This window comes from Mucilaginibacter sp., assembly GCF_039921305.1.
Classification (GTDB): Bacteria; Bacteroidota; Bacteroidia; order Sphingobacteriales; family Sphingobacteriaceae; genus Mucilaginibacter.
In genome coordinates, this window is record NZ_JBDSCA010000018.1 from 1 (window position 1) to 15,315 (window position 15,315).

11 protein-coding genes are annotated in these 15,315 nt (G+C 42.8%); 4 read left to right on the forward strand and 7 right to left on the reverse strand.

The genetic code is table 11. From position 1 onward, the window contains the following. Nucleotides 1-233 precede the first annotated feature (233 nt). Together ABIN91_RS04370 and ABIN91_RS04375 are read left to right on the forward strand one after the other, a co-directional pair. The gene (locus ABIN91_RS04370) at nt 234-3,467 is read left to right on the forward strand and encodes an amidohydrolase family protein (protein WP_348048866.1); all 3,234 of its coding nucleotides are present in this window, start codon (nt 234-236) and stop codon (nt 3,465-3,467) included. Nucleotides 3,468-3,997: 530 nt separating this feature from the next. Beyond that, a complete protein-coding gene (locus ABIN91_RS04375) occupies nt 3,998-4,699 on the forward strand; it encodes a DsbA family oxidoreductase (protein ID WP_348048868.1) in 702 nt (233 codons plus the stop codon). Between the two features lie 240 nt (nt 4,700-4,939). Here the strand turns inward: ABIN91_RS04375 and ABIN91_RS04380 are convergent, their stop codons facing one another. The 4 genes from ABIN91_RS04380 to ABIN91_RS04395 all read right to left on the reverse strand — a co-directional run bounded on the left by ABIN91_RS04380 (nt 4,940) and on the right by ABIN91_RS04395 (nt 8,066). Continuing rightward, the gene (locus tag ABIN91_RS04380) at nt 4,940-5,401 is read right to left on the reverse strand and encodes a molybdenum cofactor biosynthesis protein MoaE (RefSeq protein ID WP_348048870.1); all 462 of its coding nucleotides are present in this window, start codon (nt 5,399-5,401) and stop codon (nt 4,940-4,942) included. Next, complete coding sequence (locus ABIN91_RS04385) at nt 5,361-5,594, reverse strand: MoaD/ThiS family protein (RefSeq protein WP_348048872.1); 234 nt, start codon at nt 5,592-5,594, stop codon at nt 5,361-5,363. Before ABIN91_RS04385 ends, ABIN91_RS04380 begins: the two co-directional genes overlap by 41 nt. A gap of 104 nt (nt 5,595-5,698) precedes the next feature. Further along, the gene (locus tag ABIN91_RS04390; protein WP_348048874.1) at nt 5,699-6,652 is read right to left on the reverse strand and encodes a GTP 3',8-cyclase MoaA; all 954 of its coding nucleotides are present in this window, start codon (nt 6,650-6,652) and stop codon (nt 5,699-5,701) included. A gap of 229 nt (nt 6,653-6,881) precedes the next feature. Continuing rightward, nucleotides 6,882-8,066, reverse strand: coding sequence for a molybdopterin molybdotransferase MoeA (locus ABIN91_RS04395; RefSeq protein ID WP_348048876.1), 1,185 nt, complete (start codon nt 8,064-8,066; stop codon nt 6,882-6,884). Between the two features lie 133 nt (nt 8,067-8,199). Between ABIN91_RS04395 and ABIN91_RS04400 the strand changes: the two genes are divergently transcribed. Next, nucleotides 8,200-9,330 carry an acyltransferase gene (locus ABIN91_RS04400; protein WP_348048878.1) on the forward strand — a complete coding sequence of 377 codons (1,131 nt, stop codon included), beginning with the start codon at nt 8,200-8,202 and terminating at the stop codon, nt 9,328-9,330. 43 nt (nt 9,331-9,373) lie between these two features. On the opposite strand, the gene moaCB is transcribed toward ABIN91_RS04400, so the two are convergent. The 3 genes from moaCB to ABIN91_RS04415 are packed head-to-tail and all read right to left on the reverse strand — an operon-like array spanning nt 9,374 to nt 12,858. After that, on the reverse strand, nt 9,374-10,324 hold the full coding sequence (gene moaCB, locus ABIN91_RS04405; protein ID WP_348048880.1) for a bifunctional molybdenum cofactor biosynthesis protein MoaC/MoaB: 951 nt from the start codon (nt 10,322-10,324) through the stop codon (nt 9,374-9,376). Further along, nucleotides 10,325-11,215, reverse strand: coding sequence for an MOSC N-terminal beta barrel domain-containing protein (locus ABIN91_RS04410; protein WP_348048882.1), 891 nt, complete (start codon nt 11,213-11,215; stop codon nt 10,325-10,327). It lies immediately after the preceding gene. A gap of 50 nt (nt 11,216-11,265) precedes the next feature. Then, nucleotides 11,266-12,858, reverse strand: coding sequence for a L,D-transpeptidase family protein (locus ABIN91_RS04415; protein WP_348048884.1), 1,593 nt, complete (start codon nt 12,856-12,858; stop codon nt 11,266-11,268). A 403-nt stretch (nt 12,859-13,261) separates the two neighbouring features. Here ABIN91_RS04415 and ABIN91_RS04420 point away from each other — a divergent pair, with 403 nt between their 5' ends. Further along, on the forward strand, nt 13,262-15,286 hold the full coding sequence (locus ABIN91_RS04420; RefSeq protein WP_348048957.1) for a ComEC/Rec2 family competence protein: 2,025 nt from the start codon (nt 13,262-13,264) through the stop codon (nt 15,284-15,286). The last annotated feature ends 29 nt before the right edge of the window (nt 15,287-15,315 follow it).

Genomic DNA, 15,315 nt, shown 5'->3' on the forward strand with positions numbered 1-15,315 from the left:
GAAACGATACTTGCTCAGATAGTTCCGCTTTAGCGTTAGGTCATTATTAATATTCCGCATAACTTTTAGCTTACATAGTATAAAGCTAATTCTGTTACCGAATTAATAAACCTTTACAGCAATGACAGGTGGTGAGTAATATATTATCATCTCAAACAAATTACACCAAATCAACAAGTTCAACTTCGGGCTATGGGGCATTTTGCTAAATTAGCGGCTTCAAACTGTCCTTCATGAAATTACTGTATACTGCTACCTTGCTTTTGCTGATCACGGGTTTATCTTATGGCCAAAAATGGAACATTGAGGCTCCGCCGGGGCAATCCAAAAAGGTAACCTTTACTACTGAGGACGGTACGTGGATGGATCTGGATATTAGTCCGGATGGTAAGAATTTGGTTTTTGATATGCTGGGTGATATTTACACCATGTCGGTTACGGGTGGTAAAGCGGTGCTGCTGAGTGGCGGTAAGGCCTGGGATGTACAGCCAAGATATAGTCCGGATGGTAAAACGATATCGTATACCAGCGACCGCGACGGTGCCGATAACATCTGGCTGATGAATGCGGATGGTGGCAACAAACGTCCCTTGACAAAGGAAACTTTCAGACTGCTAAACAACGCAAGCTGGACACCCGACGGACAGTACGTAGTTGCCCGCAAACACTTCACCGGAACACGATCATTAGGTGCCGGCGAAATGTGGCTGTACCACAAAAATGGTGGCGATGGGATCCAGTTAACCAAACGCAAAAACGACCAGCAGGACGCGGGTGAACCCATAGCATCGCCAGACGGTAAATATATTTACTGGAGCGAAGATGTTACCGCAGGCCCATACTTTCAATATAATAAAGACCCAAACAGCGGCATATATGCTATTAAACGGTTAAACCGTGATAATGGCCGGATTGAAACAGTAGCCGGTGGCGCGGGCGGCGCTTGCAGGCCACAGCTTTCGCCGGATAATAAGCTGATGGCTTTTGTGAGGCGCGACAGGTTGAAAAGCGTATTGTATTTGAAGAACTTAGATACGCAGGAAGAATGGCCGGTATATGATAATCTATCACACGATCAGCAGGAAACCTGGGCCGTATTTGGTGTGTACCCAAATTTTGCCTGGACCCCGGATAGCAAGAACCTGATATTTTATGCCAAAGGCAAAATATGGAACCTGGATATTACCAGTTTGAACGCGGTGAATATCCCATTCGAAGTAACATCAACCCAAACCATTAGTGATGCTTTGCACTTTACGCAAAAGGTATTTACTGATGATTTTACCGTTAAAATGGTAAGGCAGTTAACAACTTCGCCAGATGGCAAAATGGTGGCCTTTAATGCCGCGGGCTTTATTTATACCAAAGTATTGCCCAACGGACCAGCGCAACGCATTACTACCGGTACCGATTTTGAGTTTGAACCCGATTTTAGTCCGGATGGGAAATCGCTGGTGTATGTTGATTGGGCGGATGAAGTGAAGGGATCTATCAACAGTATTGACCTAACCACCCATGTTGTTACCAAGCTTACTGTTGATAAGGGCTTTTATTACTCGCCAAAGTATGCTAATAAGGGTGATAAAATTATCTACCGTAAGGGTGAAGGCAACGAAGTTTTGGGCTATTACTTTGGCAATGCCCCAGGCATTTATATTATGCCGGTAACTGGCGGTAAGCCACAAATGGTGCTGAATAATGGTATCCGCCCTCAATTTTCGGCAGATGATTCTAAAATATATTACCAGAGTAGTGAGGGTGATAAAAAGGCCTTTAAAGTGATGGATATTAATGGTGCTAATCAGCAAACGCTATATACATCCACCTATGCCACGCAATTCGCGCCAAGCCCTGATGGTAAGTGGATGGCTTTTACCGAGCTGTTTAATTGCTACATTACCCCAATGGTAAATACCGGAACGGTACAAGATCTATCCGCTACTAATAAGGCTATCCCGTTAAACAAGCTTACGCGTGATGCCGGTACTTACCTGCATTGGGCAAAAAACAGCCAGACTTTGATGTGGACATTAGGACCAAAGTATTTTACGAGGGATATCCGCAGCGACTTTCCGTTTATTGAGGGCGCGGCAGATAAGACACCGGTTATTGATACCGTTGGAACGGACCTGAACCTCAAACTTAAAAGTGATATCCCGGAAGGCAAAATAGCTTTTAAAAACGCCCGTATTATTACCATGAAGGGTGATGAGGTAATTGAGAACGCCACCATTGTAATTGACCAGAATAAGATAGTTTCCATTGGTAAAAACGCCGATGTAAACATACCTGCCGATGCTAAAGTTTACGATGTTGCCGGTAAAACCATAATGCCCGGCATTGTAGATGTACACGCGCATTTGCGTACCAGCCCCGATGGTGTTTCGCCACAGCAGGATTGGGGTTATTATGCTAACCTGGCTTTTGGGGTTACTACCTCGCACGATCCATCGAGCAATACGGAGATGGTATTTAGCCAGAACGAGATGCTGAGATCGGGCGCGATGGTTGGCCCGAGGGTATATTCAACAGGTACGATATTGTATGGTGCCGAAGGTGATTTTAAAGCCGTGATAAACAGCATGGACGATGCCCGTGCTAACTTGCGCAGATTGAAAGCTGTAGGCGCTTTCTCGGTAAAGAGCTATAATCAGCCGCGCCGTGAGCAGCGCCAGCAAATTATTGCCGCCGCCCGCGAGTTGCAAATGGAGGTGGTTCCCGAAGGTGGTTCAACCTACTTTACCAACATGAACATGATTTTGGACGGTCATACTGGTATTGAGCACAACATACCGGTTGTACCTGTTTATAAAGACGTTAAGAGCTTATGGAACGCCAGTAAAACCGGCTATACGCCTACCTTGATAGTTAGCTATGGTACACAGTTCGGCGAGAATTATTGGTACGACCGCACCGAGGTTTGGAAGAATGAGCACTTGCTCAACTTTACACCACGGGCCCTTATTGATGCACGCTCACGCCGGAGGACAACATCCGAATATGGTGACTATGGCCATATTGAGGTATCAAAAGCGGTTAAACAAATTGCCGATGGAGGCACTAAGATTAATTTAGGCGCGCACGGACAAATACAAGGCATTGGTGCGCATTGGGAACTTTGGATGCTGGCACAGGGTGGCATGACACCTTTACAGGCCATCCGTTGCGCTACTATTAATGGCGCCGGGTATTTGGGTATGGATAAAGAAATAGGATCGCTGGAAGTTGGTAAACTGGCCGATTTAGTGGTGATGAACGAGAACCCGTTGGACGATATCCGCAACAGCGAAAAGATCAAATACGTAATGGTTAATGGCCGTTTATATGATGTGGATTCCATGAACGAGATTGGCAACCATGATAAACCCCGCATCCGTTTTTGGTGGCAGATGAACCGTGGCGATATGGCTAATTTACCCGTGGGTAATTTAGAAACCTATACTTATACGGTTCAGGATGGGGATTAACAGAAGAGTGAATATCGAACACTGAATTTTGAATGTCGAATAAAGAAGTAATTTCAATATTCGATATTCATTACATATCTGTTTATCAAAACCACGCGCATGCCACAGCAGTGGCACTAAGCTATTGTAACAGGAAACGGTTTGGGACTTGTTAAGAAGCGACTACCAGCGTGGCTAATTTTTTAGCGCGGGCAGCTCTGATATAAATAACAACACGGGTAATTATGAAAGCAATTATCATTTTGTAGCCTTGTTAAGTGTTAATCAATTAGTTGTTGTAATATTTAGGCTTATTAGCAACATTTATGTTACAAATATAGGTACGATAAATTAATTTTCAAATAAGTAAATAAATTATTTTACCAACATATAAATCTTTGGGGTCCAGCATCTGCAAAAAGCAATATTTCCGCAATCAAATCTGCTAAAACACATACTATTGTAAGCTTTTACGTATTTACATTCCCATGTGTTTCGCTTGGCAAACAAATTAAATTAAGCCTTAAATTTGCATTTGTTAACACCACACAATGGAAAAAAACGGAAAATTAAAAGTAGAAATATGGAGCGATGTGATGTGCCCCTTCTGCTATATTGGCAAACGCAGGTTTGAAAACGCGCTTGAGCAATTTGAACATAAAGACGCGGTTGAGATTGTTTGGAAAAGCTACCAGCTTGACCCAACAATGCAAAACAACACCGGCCAAAGTTTGAATGAATACCTGGCCGAACGTAAAGGCATCAGCATTGAACGATCAGAACAAATGCACGCTCAAATGACGGATACGGCTGCCGAATTGGGTTTAGAATATAACTTTGATAAAGCGGTTATAGCTAATTCGTTTGATGCGCACCGCTTATCGCACCTGGCTAAAGCAGCAGGTGTGCAGGATCAATTGGAAGAAGCCTTATTTAAAGCCTATTTTACCGAAGGCAAAAACATCGCCGATAAGGAAACATTAACTGAATTAGCCACAAGCATAGGCCTTGATGCCGAAGCCGTTAAACAAACGCTGAACAGCAACCAATACGCCGAAGAAGTACAACATGATATTTACGAAGCCGGGCAGGTTGGCGTACGTGGTGTTCCGTTTTTTGTATTGGGCGATAAGTACGCGGTATCTGGCGCGCAACATACGGATACGTTTTTGGGTGCTTTGAAGCAGACATGGAATGAGGTGGTACCTGCAAGTATTGATGGGCCGGTTTGCGGGCCGGATGGGGATTGTTAGGATTTCGGAATTGGGATTTTCGATCCGATAGTTATCGGATTCGGGTTTAGAACCTTTGTCATTTCGAACGAGGTAGAATAGAGCAAACGCTCTGTTCACTGACGAGAGAAATCTTCTGCGAGCGACAGGTCTAAACGCGGCAAGCCTACAGCATACTTATCGCGTGCAGAAGATTTCTCAGTCGTACCCTGCCTGCCAGCAGGCAGGCTCCTTCGAAATGACGATTATTTTCGAGTTGCCTTAGTGGCAACTACAATTACCGCCCCACTGCTTAGTACCATCGCTAAAGTACTCACATTTCCAGATAGTGGCTTCGTGTTTAATACGATCTATAATATATTGATTGGCAGCGTAAGCTTCTGAACGATGCGCCGAGGCGGTTATTACCACAACGGCGGTTTCGCCAACAATAACCTTACCGGTACGGTGTTGGGCTACGGCAATGTTTAGTGGGAACTTATCATGAGCATCGGCAATAATTTGTTTGATCATTTTTGCGGCCATGGCTTTGTGGGCCTCGTACTCTAAATAATCAACATCCATCCCGTTGTTATGGTTACGTACCTCGCCGCTAAAAAGCACCACGGCACCCGCGCGCGGGTGATGGGCCTGTGCCAGCAAAGCCACAACATCCAAAGGCATGGCCGATAATTCGGGAACCTCAGCCTCCGCTACTGGGTGGGAATATGCAGATAGTATCATTATTTGTTAGTGTATAGTTTTGATCAACAAATTCGTTGTGAACGGCAAAGCGGCAAAGTTTTAAAATGCCGGTAGCCTCGGTATTGAGCTGGGTTAGGTGTTGTTGTAAAGCGGCTACGCTGGTAACTGTGTCACTCAGCTCAAACTCTTTATCAAAGTAATCTTTTAAAACGGCAAATACCTGTATTTTCATTATGTTATTATCATGTGTCATTGCGAGGTACAAAGCAATCGCGAACTTTGCAAGGCCGCTCTGCGTACGTGCGATTGCTTCGTACCTCGCAATGACATAGTGTTTTAGCCTCCAATATGCATCATACTCAACTCACTCCCCACAAAATGCAGGCTTTGCTTTTGTTGCATGGCTTGTTGTAATTTGTTATTCAATTCCTCCCCGCTTTCGTTTCCGCTTAACGCGATGGGCTTATTATTACTTAAACAACCGTAAATATTACCTTCGGCATCTAAGCGCAGGCGATTGCAATCCTGGCAAAAGGGTTCACTTTCGTTACCGATGATGCCGAATACCCCACCCTGCTCTGTTTGCCAGTAATTGGCTGTTGCCGATGGTTTTCGCGGCAGGCGGATAAAGTTATATTTGGTGGCAATGGTATTCAAAATATCTTGTTGCGTAAACAGGTGCTGCTCCGCGTTGCCATATAAATGGCCCATGGCCATTACTTCCAGAAACCTTACAGGGATGTTATGTGCGATAGCATAATCCAGCAAAGGCAGTATCTGATCGTGGTTTTGGCCGCGCATAATTACCGAATTGATCTTGACTTCCAATCCAGCATCTATAGCGGCTTCGATACCTTTCAGGGTACGTTGTAATTGCTTGCGGCGTGTCATCCTGAAAAAGCTATCACCATCTATCGCGTCAAGCGATACATTAACGGATCGTAAGCCCGCCTGCTTTAATTTAAGGGCATGGCGCTCCAATAAAAAAGCGTTAGACGTCATGCGGATATCTTCTATCCCAAGCGCCTTAATACCCCTTATAACAGCCTCAAGTTCGCGATAAAGCAATGGTTCTCCGCCCGTTAAACGGATGGTTTTTAAGCCTAACTGGCTGTGTAATGCAGCTATTCTTTTCACCAGATCAGTTGCCGGGCTTTGAGGCCGATGATCATACGATACCTCATCCTCTGTACCCATGGTGCAATAAATACAGCCCAGGTTACAGGTGCTCAATAAGCTCACCCGCAAGGTTTTAAACCCTCTGCCATATTTATCGTTCAACTCAATCATTTATCAAATTTAATTAAATTTTGCCGATGTGTAGTGATGGTTAAAATAAACGTGCAAAATTTGACAATGTTTTCACTTGTTCATTAATTCATTTGTTGTTGGTTTATTAATAGGATGGTGATAATTGAGTGGTAAGATTAATGAACTAAATTTGGGCGTTGCCTGCGGCCCGGGCTATCCCTGCCAGCCGGAAGGCGGGCGCTCCTATCTAACGCGGAACTCGGATAAATTAAAATAGCAAGCAGTTTACCATATCCCCATCATTCAAAACATCTGCTTCGACAGGATGGAATGCCAGGGCATCGGCACCTAAACCTAAGCGGATATCGCCCGAAGTATTGGTATGTATGGGGTGCAGCATTGATGGTTCTCCTGAAATGCTTACCGGGAAAAACTCATCAAAACTACTAACACGCTTGCGCGAACCTTTAAATGGCAACTGCAATAATTTAGGTACCCCCAAACCAAAGCACATCGAAATGTATGCCTCAATAAACAATTTAAACGTCACCATGCACGAAATTGGGTTACCCGGCAAGGCAAAAACCAAACCGCCGCTGGGCAATTGGCCGCACCAAAGGGGTTTTCCCGGCCTGATACTTAATTTATGGAACAACTTTTTTACACCCAATGCTTCTAAAACCTCGGGCAAATAATCGGCATCCCCGGCAGATACACCACCGCAGGTAATGATGATGTCGAAGTTTAACACTTCGCTTAATACCGTTTTTAGCTGTTCTTTATCATCAATAATATGGCTGCAGACCTGCGGTTTGATCAACCATTTTTTGAGTAAACTTTTTAAGAGGTATTGATTGCTATTGCGGATCTGGTTAGGTTTAATTTCTTCCGAAATACCAACAACCTCATCACCGGTAGTAAACAAAGCCACTTTGGGCAGGCTTTTAACCGTAATATGGCTTTTCCCCAATGTTGCCAACAGGCTTATTACAGCAGGTGAGCAAATGCTTTGTGATTTGAGTATGCCTTCTCCTGCTTTAATATCTTCGCCCTGGCGGGCTATATTTTGGAAGGGTTTTATAGTATCGATGTTGAAGCTAACTGTATCATCCACTTGTACTGCATCTTCGCGGCGAATAACCGCGTTGGCGGATGAGGGTACCGGCGCACCTGTCATTATTTTATAGCATGTTCCGGCTTGTAATTCGGCCTGTCCGGTTTGCCCAGCATAAATCACCTGCTGAACTTTAAACCCACGTGTACCCTTTTCCCAATCATTGGTATTAATGGCATAACCATCCATAGTGGCACGGTTGAAGGGTGGGTAGTCCCTGTCGGTATAAATATCTTCGGCCAACACACGGCCATCGGCATCATCCAGTGCAATGCTTTCCGTTCCGGATGGGCGGAATAGCCCGGTGATAATTTGTTGAGCGGTTTTATAATTAAACATATTGAAATACATTAAAAAACAATTATACCTTATCTAAATATGCGTAAATAAGCTGAAAAAAGTAAAAAAACAAGGCATCGCCCATAAATTTATGTATTTTTAAGTCCTATTTAATCCCATGTTAATTTAACTGATGAATAAAAAAATAAACTCTATTCAGCTATTACGGGCCATAGCTGTAATATTGGTGATTTACAATCACAGTTTTATCATATCGCGTGGTAATAATTTTTCCGATTCATTGCAATCACACTTTCTAAATGTGAGACACTGGACTTCTATAGGCCTCGATCTGTTTTTTGTAGTAAGCGGTGTTATCATGACGATAGTTACCAAATCGTACCTGAAAAAGCCTGATGGTTGGTTTGAATTTTTGTTGAAACGGATGGTACGGATACTACCCCTTTACTGGCTTTTATCAATTGTAGTTTATTTTGAAAGATATGCTATACATCATCCTGTAACTCATGGCGAAATAGCTAAAACGATACTCTTTTTTCCGGTTTTTGCCGCCCGCGATGCCTTGCTCCCTATCATTGGGCAGGGCTGGTCGTTATCGCTCGAGATCTATTTTTACCTGATCATTGTAATCGCCTTGGTTTTTAAACCAAAGCAACTTTTCAGGCCGCTGATCGTTACATTGATCATATTGGGCGTTGTGGGCTGTTTTATTGATCCTAAAAGCGTTCTGATCAAATTTTTATGTACACCTATTTTATTTGAATTTGCTTTTGGTGTAGCCGTTGGTATTGGATACCAATATTTTATGGCACGTTATGATCAGAAAAAATTAAGCACCGTTAAAATATTAAGCGTTACGGCTACTATAATTGGGTTGGCTTTAATGCTGGCCAGTTTACTTTACGATAGCGATGGCATATCAAGCCCGGCCATCATATTAACCGACAATGGTATGGCTTTGGCACGATCGTTAATATGGGGATTGCCTTGTTCCATATTTGTGTTTGGGCTAATGTTTATGGAGCAAGCTTTTGAACTAACGATACCGGTTATCTGGATCAAAATTGGTGATGCTTCCTTTTCGGGATACCTTATCCATATGTTAGTTATACTAACAGTTGGCAAGCTGTATCCCAAATTCGGTTTAAATAATGGCGATATTTTTGTTATTATAGCTACCCTTTTTAGCATTGCAGTAAGCTTACCAGTCTACCAATACCTGGAAAAACCATTACTCAACATCACTAATAAATTGGTTTTTAAGCCTACGACTAAAAAAACTCAGGCAACGGTAACTATTTAAAGGAATATGTTAGTGGATTCTAAAAACATAAATCCACAATAAATTAATGTCCCTCACCCAGTAACATCTTCCGGGCATGGAAAACTCCGGGTAAAATTGCCTCTAACGACTCCCTTACCCCTCCAACACCTCCCGGTAAGGTAACAACTAACGTTTGGGCTATGGTTCCGGCTATGCCACGGCTCATCATAGCCAGTGGTGTGCGTTGCTGGCCGAAACCACGCATCGCTTCGGCAATGCCTTCGGCTTCGCGCTCCAGTATGGCTTTAACGGCGCTCACCGTATTATCGCGCGGACCTAAACCTGTGCCACCTGTGGTAAATATGAAATGGATATCATCATCAACCCATGTTTTTATTTGCGCCTGTATTTGCTCCGGTTCATCCGGAACAATAATGTAGTCAACCACGTTAGCATTTACCTCTTTCAGCATTTCCATCAATAGCTTTCCGCTTTTGTCTTCGCGGGAGCCGTTTGCTGTACTATCCGAGCATACCAGCACGGCGCACAATGGCTGTGTTTCAATAAAACGATCCCTATCGCTTTTGCCTCCACGTTTTTGCAGTAATTTAATGTGGCCTATCTCCAGTTGTTTATCAACCGGTTTCAGCATATCATAGATCTCCAAACAGGCTACAGATACCGCAGTAAGCATTTCCATTTCAATCCCCGTACGGCCAATTGATTTTGCGTTACCCAACACCACAATCCCCGACCGGGTAAAAATCGAATCATCAAAATACTCGCTATGTGTTTCCTTATCCAAAAACTCAAAGCTCATATCCATACCATCAATTTGTACAGGGTGGCAATGTGGCAATAGCTGTGGCGTTAGCTTGGCGCCTATAAACCCTGCTGCCTTAGCTACATCAAACAGGTTACCTTTTGGTAGGGCATCGGTTTTAATGAGCTCAATAGTTTCGGGCGTGCAAAATATGACGCCTATGGCTTTAGCCGTGCGCAGGGTTATTTGTTTATGGGTTATATCGCGCATTTATACAACGAGGGTTAGTGAGTTCAACATTTGGTTTATCCGGGTAACTTCAATTTCATCGCCTACGCTGATGATACCTTCACTCGTATGGATCAGGTTTTGACCAAAGTACACATTATTTTTACCGCGGCGGTATTTGGCTAAAGTGCGGGTAGGCTCTTTAGCGGCAATGGCTGTATCCTGATCTATTGTTGGGATATTGCAGCGTGCACAAAGTTTGGTGCCTTTAAATTCAATATCGCCTATGGTAAACCCGGCCATAGTATCTTCGGTATAGGGCTCGCCGCCGGTGAAAACAATATTGGGGCGAAAGCGATTCATCGGGATGGCAATATCTAAGCGGCTATTCAATTCATCCAGCGACGATTGCCCGATCAGCAGAAACGGGTATGCATCGCTAAACGAAGTTATCTTATATTCCTGAACGTATTTTGCTTCAGGATCTACCCCCCGTTCAGATGCATCGGGCATGTAAACTAGGCGGCAATCCATATCCAATATATCGCTAAACCATTCATCCGCGAAAGTGCCAACATATTGGCCCATGCAGGTATCATCCCAAATAGTAAACGCTCCGGTTTGATTGGTTTGCGGTTCAAATGGTATGGTTATTTGCTTGCGCGATAGGGTATGTATTACCAGTAAACCCTCGGTTTGGATGCTTACTTTTAATAGAGCCATTTGGGCCAGTTCGCGTTGGGATAAGAAACGGTTGTTGCTATCTACCAGCATCCAGCGACGGTCGTACTTAAAACCACGGTCGGTTACGCGTGCTGAAGTCAGCTCAATACCGCCGAGGGATTTGATGGGATAGATAAATAACTGGCTTACGCGGAGCATGTGGTAAAGGTAGTGAGCTAATTGGAGAAAATGGAATAAAAACTGTGTCATTGCGAGCGATAGCGTGCCAACCGCAATGACACGATTTTTATGGCTTATTCTTACTTGCTCAAAAACTTCCCCATCGCTTTTAGCAGTTTATCATCCATATGGTACACATCGTTGTAATAAATTAGTTTACCGGCTTCATCGGGCAGGCAGGTGTAGTAATCGATGAAGAGTTGCATATCGGGCTTTAAGCTAATATATTTTGATTTGAGTTCAAAACCAGGGGCCGATCTTCTGGCCTGGATAGCTTTGTAACGTGTGGTATCTTTGGGGTTTATGGGCTTTAGGCCAACTTCCATGCGGATGTTATCTACCGTGCTGGTATCATTAACTAAAGCTTCGGTTAGTTTCAAAGGGTCGTCTACACGTACACAGCCATGGCTTACGGCGCGCCATGAACTAAAGAAAGCCTTTTTGTTGGGCGTATCGTGCAGGTAAATGCTGCTTTCATTATCAAATATAAATTTGAATTTACCCAGGGCGTTTAGCTCGCTGGCATCCTGTTTAAATTTGTAGGGCATTTTTTGGCGTTGAATGTGCCGCCAGTTAATGGTATCCGGGTCGGTAACTAATCTGTCTTTATAGTAAACACGGATGTTATTATCAGCCAGGTAATTCGGGTTTCTGATAACCGAATAATAGATCTCATTTTGGGCAATACTGGTGGGTATATTCCAGGTTGGGTTGAGTTGTATGGTATTGATACGACTGCTTAGAATAGTTGTTTCGTGGTTTTGCGGTTTGTCGTCTATGTTTTTGGTTTTTAGCCATCGCAGCAGCAAAGTATCGTAACCGGCGGGTTTGGGTTGGCCAACGCATACCTTCATGTTAAATATAACCTTTTTATCTTCAACCCATTGCAGGTTAAATGCCGGAATGTTCACCCAAAGATAACGGGTTTCTTTAGCGGGAATTTGCCAGCGCAGGCGTTCCATGTTGATCTTAAGGATATTGATCCGGCCCATTTTTGCGCTATCCAATACATTGGTATTGATGCTTGCCAATTCCTTTTTCAAGGCAAGGTAAGCTTCGTTTTTGGGTTGGACCTGATCCAGATATTGCTTCAGATCCTGAACCTGAAAAGCTTTTTGGAACATGGTAGTATCCGACCTTTTGATGGGCATATCATATCGCCTATATAGGTTACGCGGGTTTACTACGCCGTATTGCAGGGCACTTGAATATACCAATAACGAGTTGGCGGTTTCTATTTCCAAACGGGCCAGTATGGGGTAAACATCGGCTATGTTTTTAAAGTGATTAGCTTCTATGGTATCCAGGTCACGCTCAATTTTTTCGGCTTTGAACAGGTCGGGGTTTAAGCCGTGCTCTTTTGAGCTTTTGAGATATTGGATGAGTGCGCGTAATTGTTTGTTAAACAAAAAGCGATTAACAAAGTAAGGCTCAAAACTTTGGTTATTGTAGTATATAGTTAAAGCCGGAACATAATGCAGATCGGGTTTGAGCAAGGTGAGCTGGTGCTTAAATTCGGCGTAGTAGGCGGTGGTATCAAAATCTTTATAAACTTTGTTTTGATAGTGTTCGTAAAATTTAGTGGCAATTATAGGTTGTTGCTTACAACTTAAAGTAAATAACAGCAATACAATGAGCGGGATGTATAAGAACCTGAAACTTTTTTTGGGCATGGCCAGTTAAAAATGAACGTACAAAAATACATAAAATAATAAGGATGGATAATTTATTATAGCGACATGGGAGTAGTACAAGTACTGTACTTTGATATTTTGAGGTATTTTTTGTATATTAGGGGGTAAAGAAGAATCAAGAATTAAGATGCAGGAATCAATACGAAAAAGCACCCATGTTTTCCGCTTGTCATTGCGAGGTACGAAACAATCGCGAACTATACAAGGCCACTCTGCCTCCGTGCGATTGCTTCGTACCTCGCAATGACAGCAGGTTTTAAAAATACCCATATTTACCCATGGCCTGCAGCTCACAATTATAAGCAATGATTGCCTTTCACAAAGGAGAAATACCCTTTACCTTATTGCTATTGCCCTTTTTGGCAGGTTGAGCATGAGCGTGATGTACCCATGTGCCGGGTACATTTTGGGCCTTGAAATTGCGGTGGGTATTCTGCTTTTGGCTTTCATTGTTTTGAACGTCGGCTATCAAAAATTTAATCTTTTTAAAGTGAGATGGATTGGCGGGGTATTGGCTGGCGTAATGTTGTTCCTTGCTGGGATAATAGCTTTGGAGGCTAACCGGGAGAGCAATTCGGCAGCGCATTTTTCTAAGCAGAAATCAACTTATCTGATCGGCCAGATTACCAGCGAACCCAAACTAAATAACGGCATTTTGAGGTTCACTACCCGGATTGAACAAGGCGGCGATACCGGCAAATTACAATTAATGAAGGGTAATCTGATGGTATCTGTGAAGATAGATACCGCCAAGGCGATTAGTTTAGTATACGGTGACAGACTGATTATCCCAACCAACTTTACTAACGTTGAAGCTCCTTTAAACCCCGCTGAGTTTAATTATAAGGTATTTTTAGTCCATCAAAATATTTATCAGCAAGCGTTTTTGATACAATACCAGGTTACTCTTTTACAGCACGATGCGGGTAACCCTATGATCGCCTATGCTTTAAAACTGCGGTTAAATTTGGTTAATAAATTAAAGAGTGCTATCCGCGATACTGATGTGGTGGCTGTAGCATCAACCATTATTTTAGGTTACCGGGCCGATCTGCGCAAAGAAGTTCAGGAAGCTTACGCCAAAACAGGCACCATGCATTTACTATCCGTTGCCGGAATGCATGTTGGGTTGATTTATTTGATGATCACTTTTTTATTGAGCTTTTTGCCGCATGGCAAGCGTACCAAATTGATCAAGATCGTAGTCTCCATTTTGCTCATTTGGTTTTATGCTTTGATCACCGGCTTTTCGGCGCCCGTTTGCCGGGCAGTGGTGATGCTGACCATGGTTATCATCGGCTTTAGTTTTAACCGGCATATTAACCGCTTGAATGTGTTGGCGGTTTCGGCGTTCATCCTGTTACTGTATAACCCGTTTTACATTTGCGATGCTGGCTTTCAATTATCGTATATGGCCGTGTTCGGCATCATTATTATCCAGCCTTATGTTTATAAATGGGCTCATTTTAAGAATTGGATAGCGCGCGAAATATGGCTGGTGGCTTCGGTGAGTTTGGCTGCTCAAATTATCCTGTTCCCGTTAGGGGCATTGTATTTTCACGATTTCCCGGTTTACTTTTTATTGAGCAATGTGTTTATCATTTTACCATCAATGATAGTAATGTATGCCGGGATATTCTTTTTGGCACTGCCGCATATCCCGATCGTATCAGCATCGTTAGGTTGGCTATTGGAAAGAACCATCACTATCATGACTAAAACATTATCATTAATGGAGCATGCGCCGTTCGGCAGTATCAGCAAAATATGGCTCAGTCCATTAGAGTTTATTTTGGCTTACGCGATCATTATCGGCACACTTTGCTTTTTGATCCAAAAAAACAGGCAATGGCTTAAATTTAGTTTAGTGCTGGGCTTGTTGGTTTCTATCAGCTTTAGCTTAAAGGCTTATAATTCATCAAATACTAATGCGATCACCTTTTTTAGCTTGCGAAAGAATACCGGAATACTATTTAGAAATGGTAACTCAGGATTACTATTAACGGATTTAAATGCGAAGGATAAAGCTTATCAATATTCTATTCAACCTTATTTGGATAGCTGCAGGGTAACAAAGCTGAAAAGTTTGAGTAAGGATACTGATGCGGTTTATATATCAAAGCGCGGGCATCTTATCCATTTCAACAGTCAAACTATATTGTTGTTGGATGGATCATTTGACGGAAAAACATTTCCGGATAAACTAAATATCGACTATCTTTATATTATCGGAAACCCGCGCATCAGCTTGCAATACTTAAAACAAAACTTTAATTTTAAGCAACTGATAGCCGATGGTAGCAATTCCACCCGGTTATTAAACCAACTTGAACAGGAAACTAAATTGGGTAATTTTACTTTTATTAACCTAAAACGTAACAAAGCTGCAATTTGGGTATCTAATTAAAAACGTAAAAAATTAACTGCAAAATGAAT

Excerpts from the sequence above, each read along its gene's own strand:
- ABIN91_RS04370 (WP_348048866.1), top strand. The coding sequence starts at position 234 with ATGAAATTACTGTATACTGCTACCTTGCTTTTGCTGATCACGGGTTTA.
- ABIN91_RS04375 (WP_348048868.1), top strand. The coding sequence starts at position 3,998 with ATGGAAAAAAACGGAAAATTAAAAGTAGAAATATGGAGCGATGTGATG.
- ABIN91_RS04380 (WP_348048870.1), bottom strand. The coding sequence starts at position 5,401 with ATGATACTATCTGCATATTCCCACCCAGTAGCGGAGGCTGAGGTTCCC.
- ABIN91_RS04385 (WP_348048872.1), bottom strand. The coding sequence starts at position 5,594 with ATGAAAATACAGGTATTTGCCGTTTTAAAAGATTACTTTGATAAAGAG.
- ABIN91_RS04390 (WP_348048874.1), bottom strand. The coding sequence starts at position 6,652 with ATGATTGAGTTGAACGATAAATATGGCAGAGGGTTTAAAACCTTGCGG.
- ABIN91_RS04395 (WP_348048876.1), bottom strand. The coding sequence starts at position 8,066 with ATGTTTAATTATAAAACCGCTCAACAAATTATCACCGGGCTATTCCGC.
- ABIN91_RS04400 (WP_348048878.1), top strand. The coding sequence starts at position 8,200 with ATGAATAAAAAAATAAACTCTATTCAGCTATTACGGGCCATAGCTGTA.
- moaCB (WP_348048880.1), bottom strand. The coding sequence starts at position 10,324 with ATGCGCGATATAACCCATAAACAAATAACCCTGCGCACGGCTAAAGCC.
- ABIN91_RS04410 (WP_348048882.1), bottom strand. The coding sequence starts at position 11,215 with ATGACACAGTTTTTATTCCATTTTCTCCAATTAGCTCACTACCTTTAC.
- ABIN91_RS04415 (WP_348048884.1), bottom strand. The coding sequence starts at position 12,858 with ATGCCCAAAAAAAGTTTCAGGTTCTTATACATCCCGCTCATTGTATTG.
- ABIN91_RS04420 (WP_348048957.1), top strand. The coding sequence starts at position 13,262 with ATGTACCCATGTGCCGGGTACATTTTGGGCCTTGAAATTGCGGTGGGT.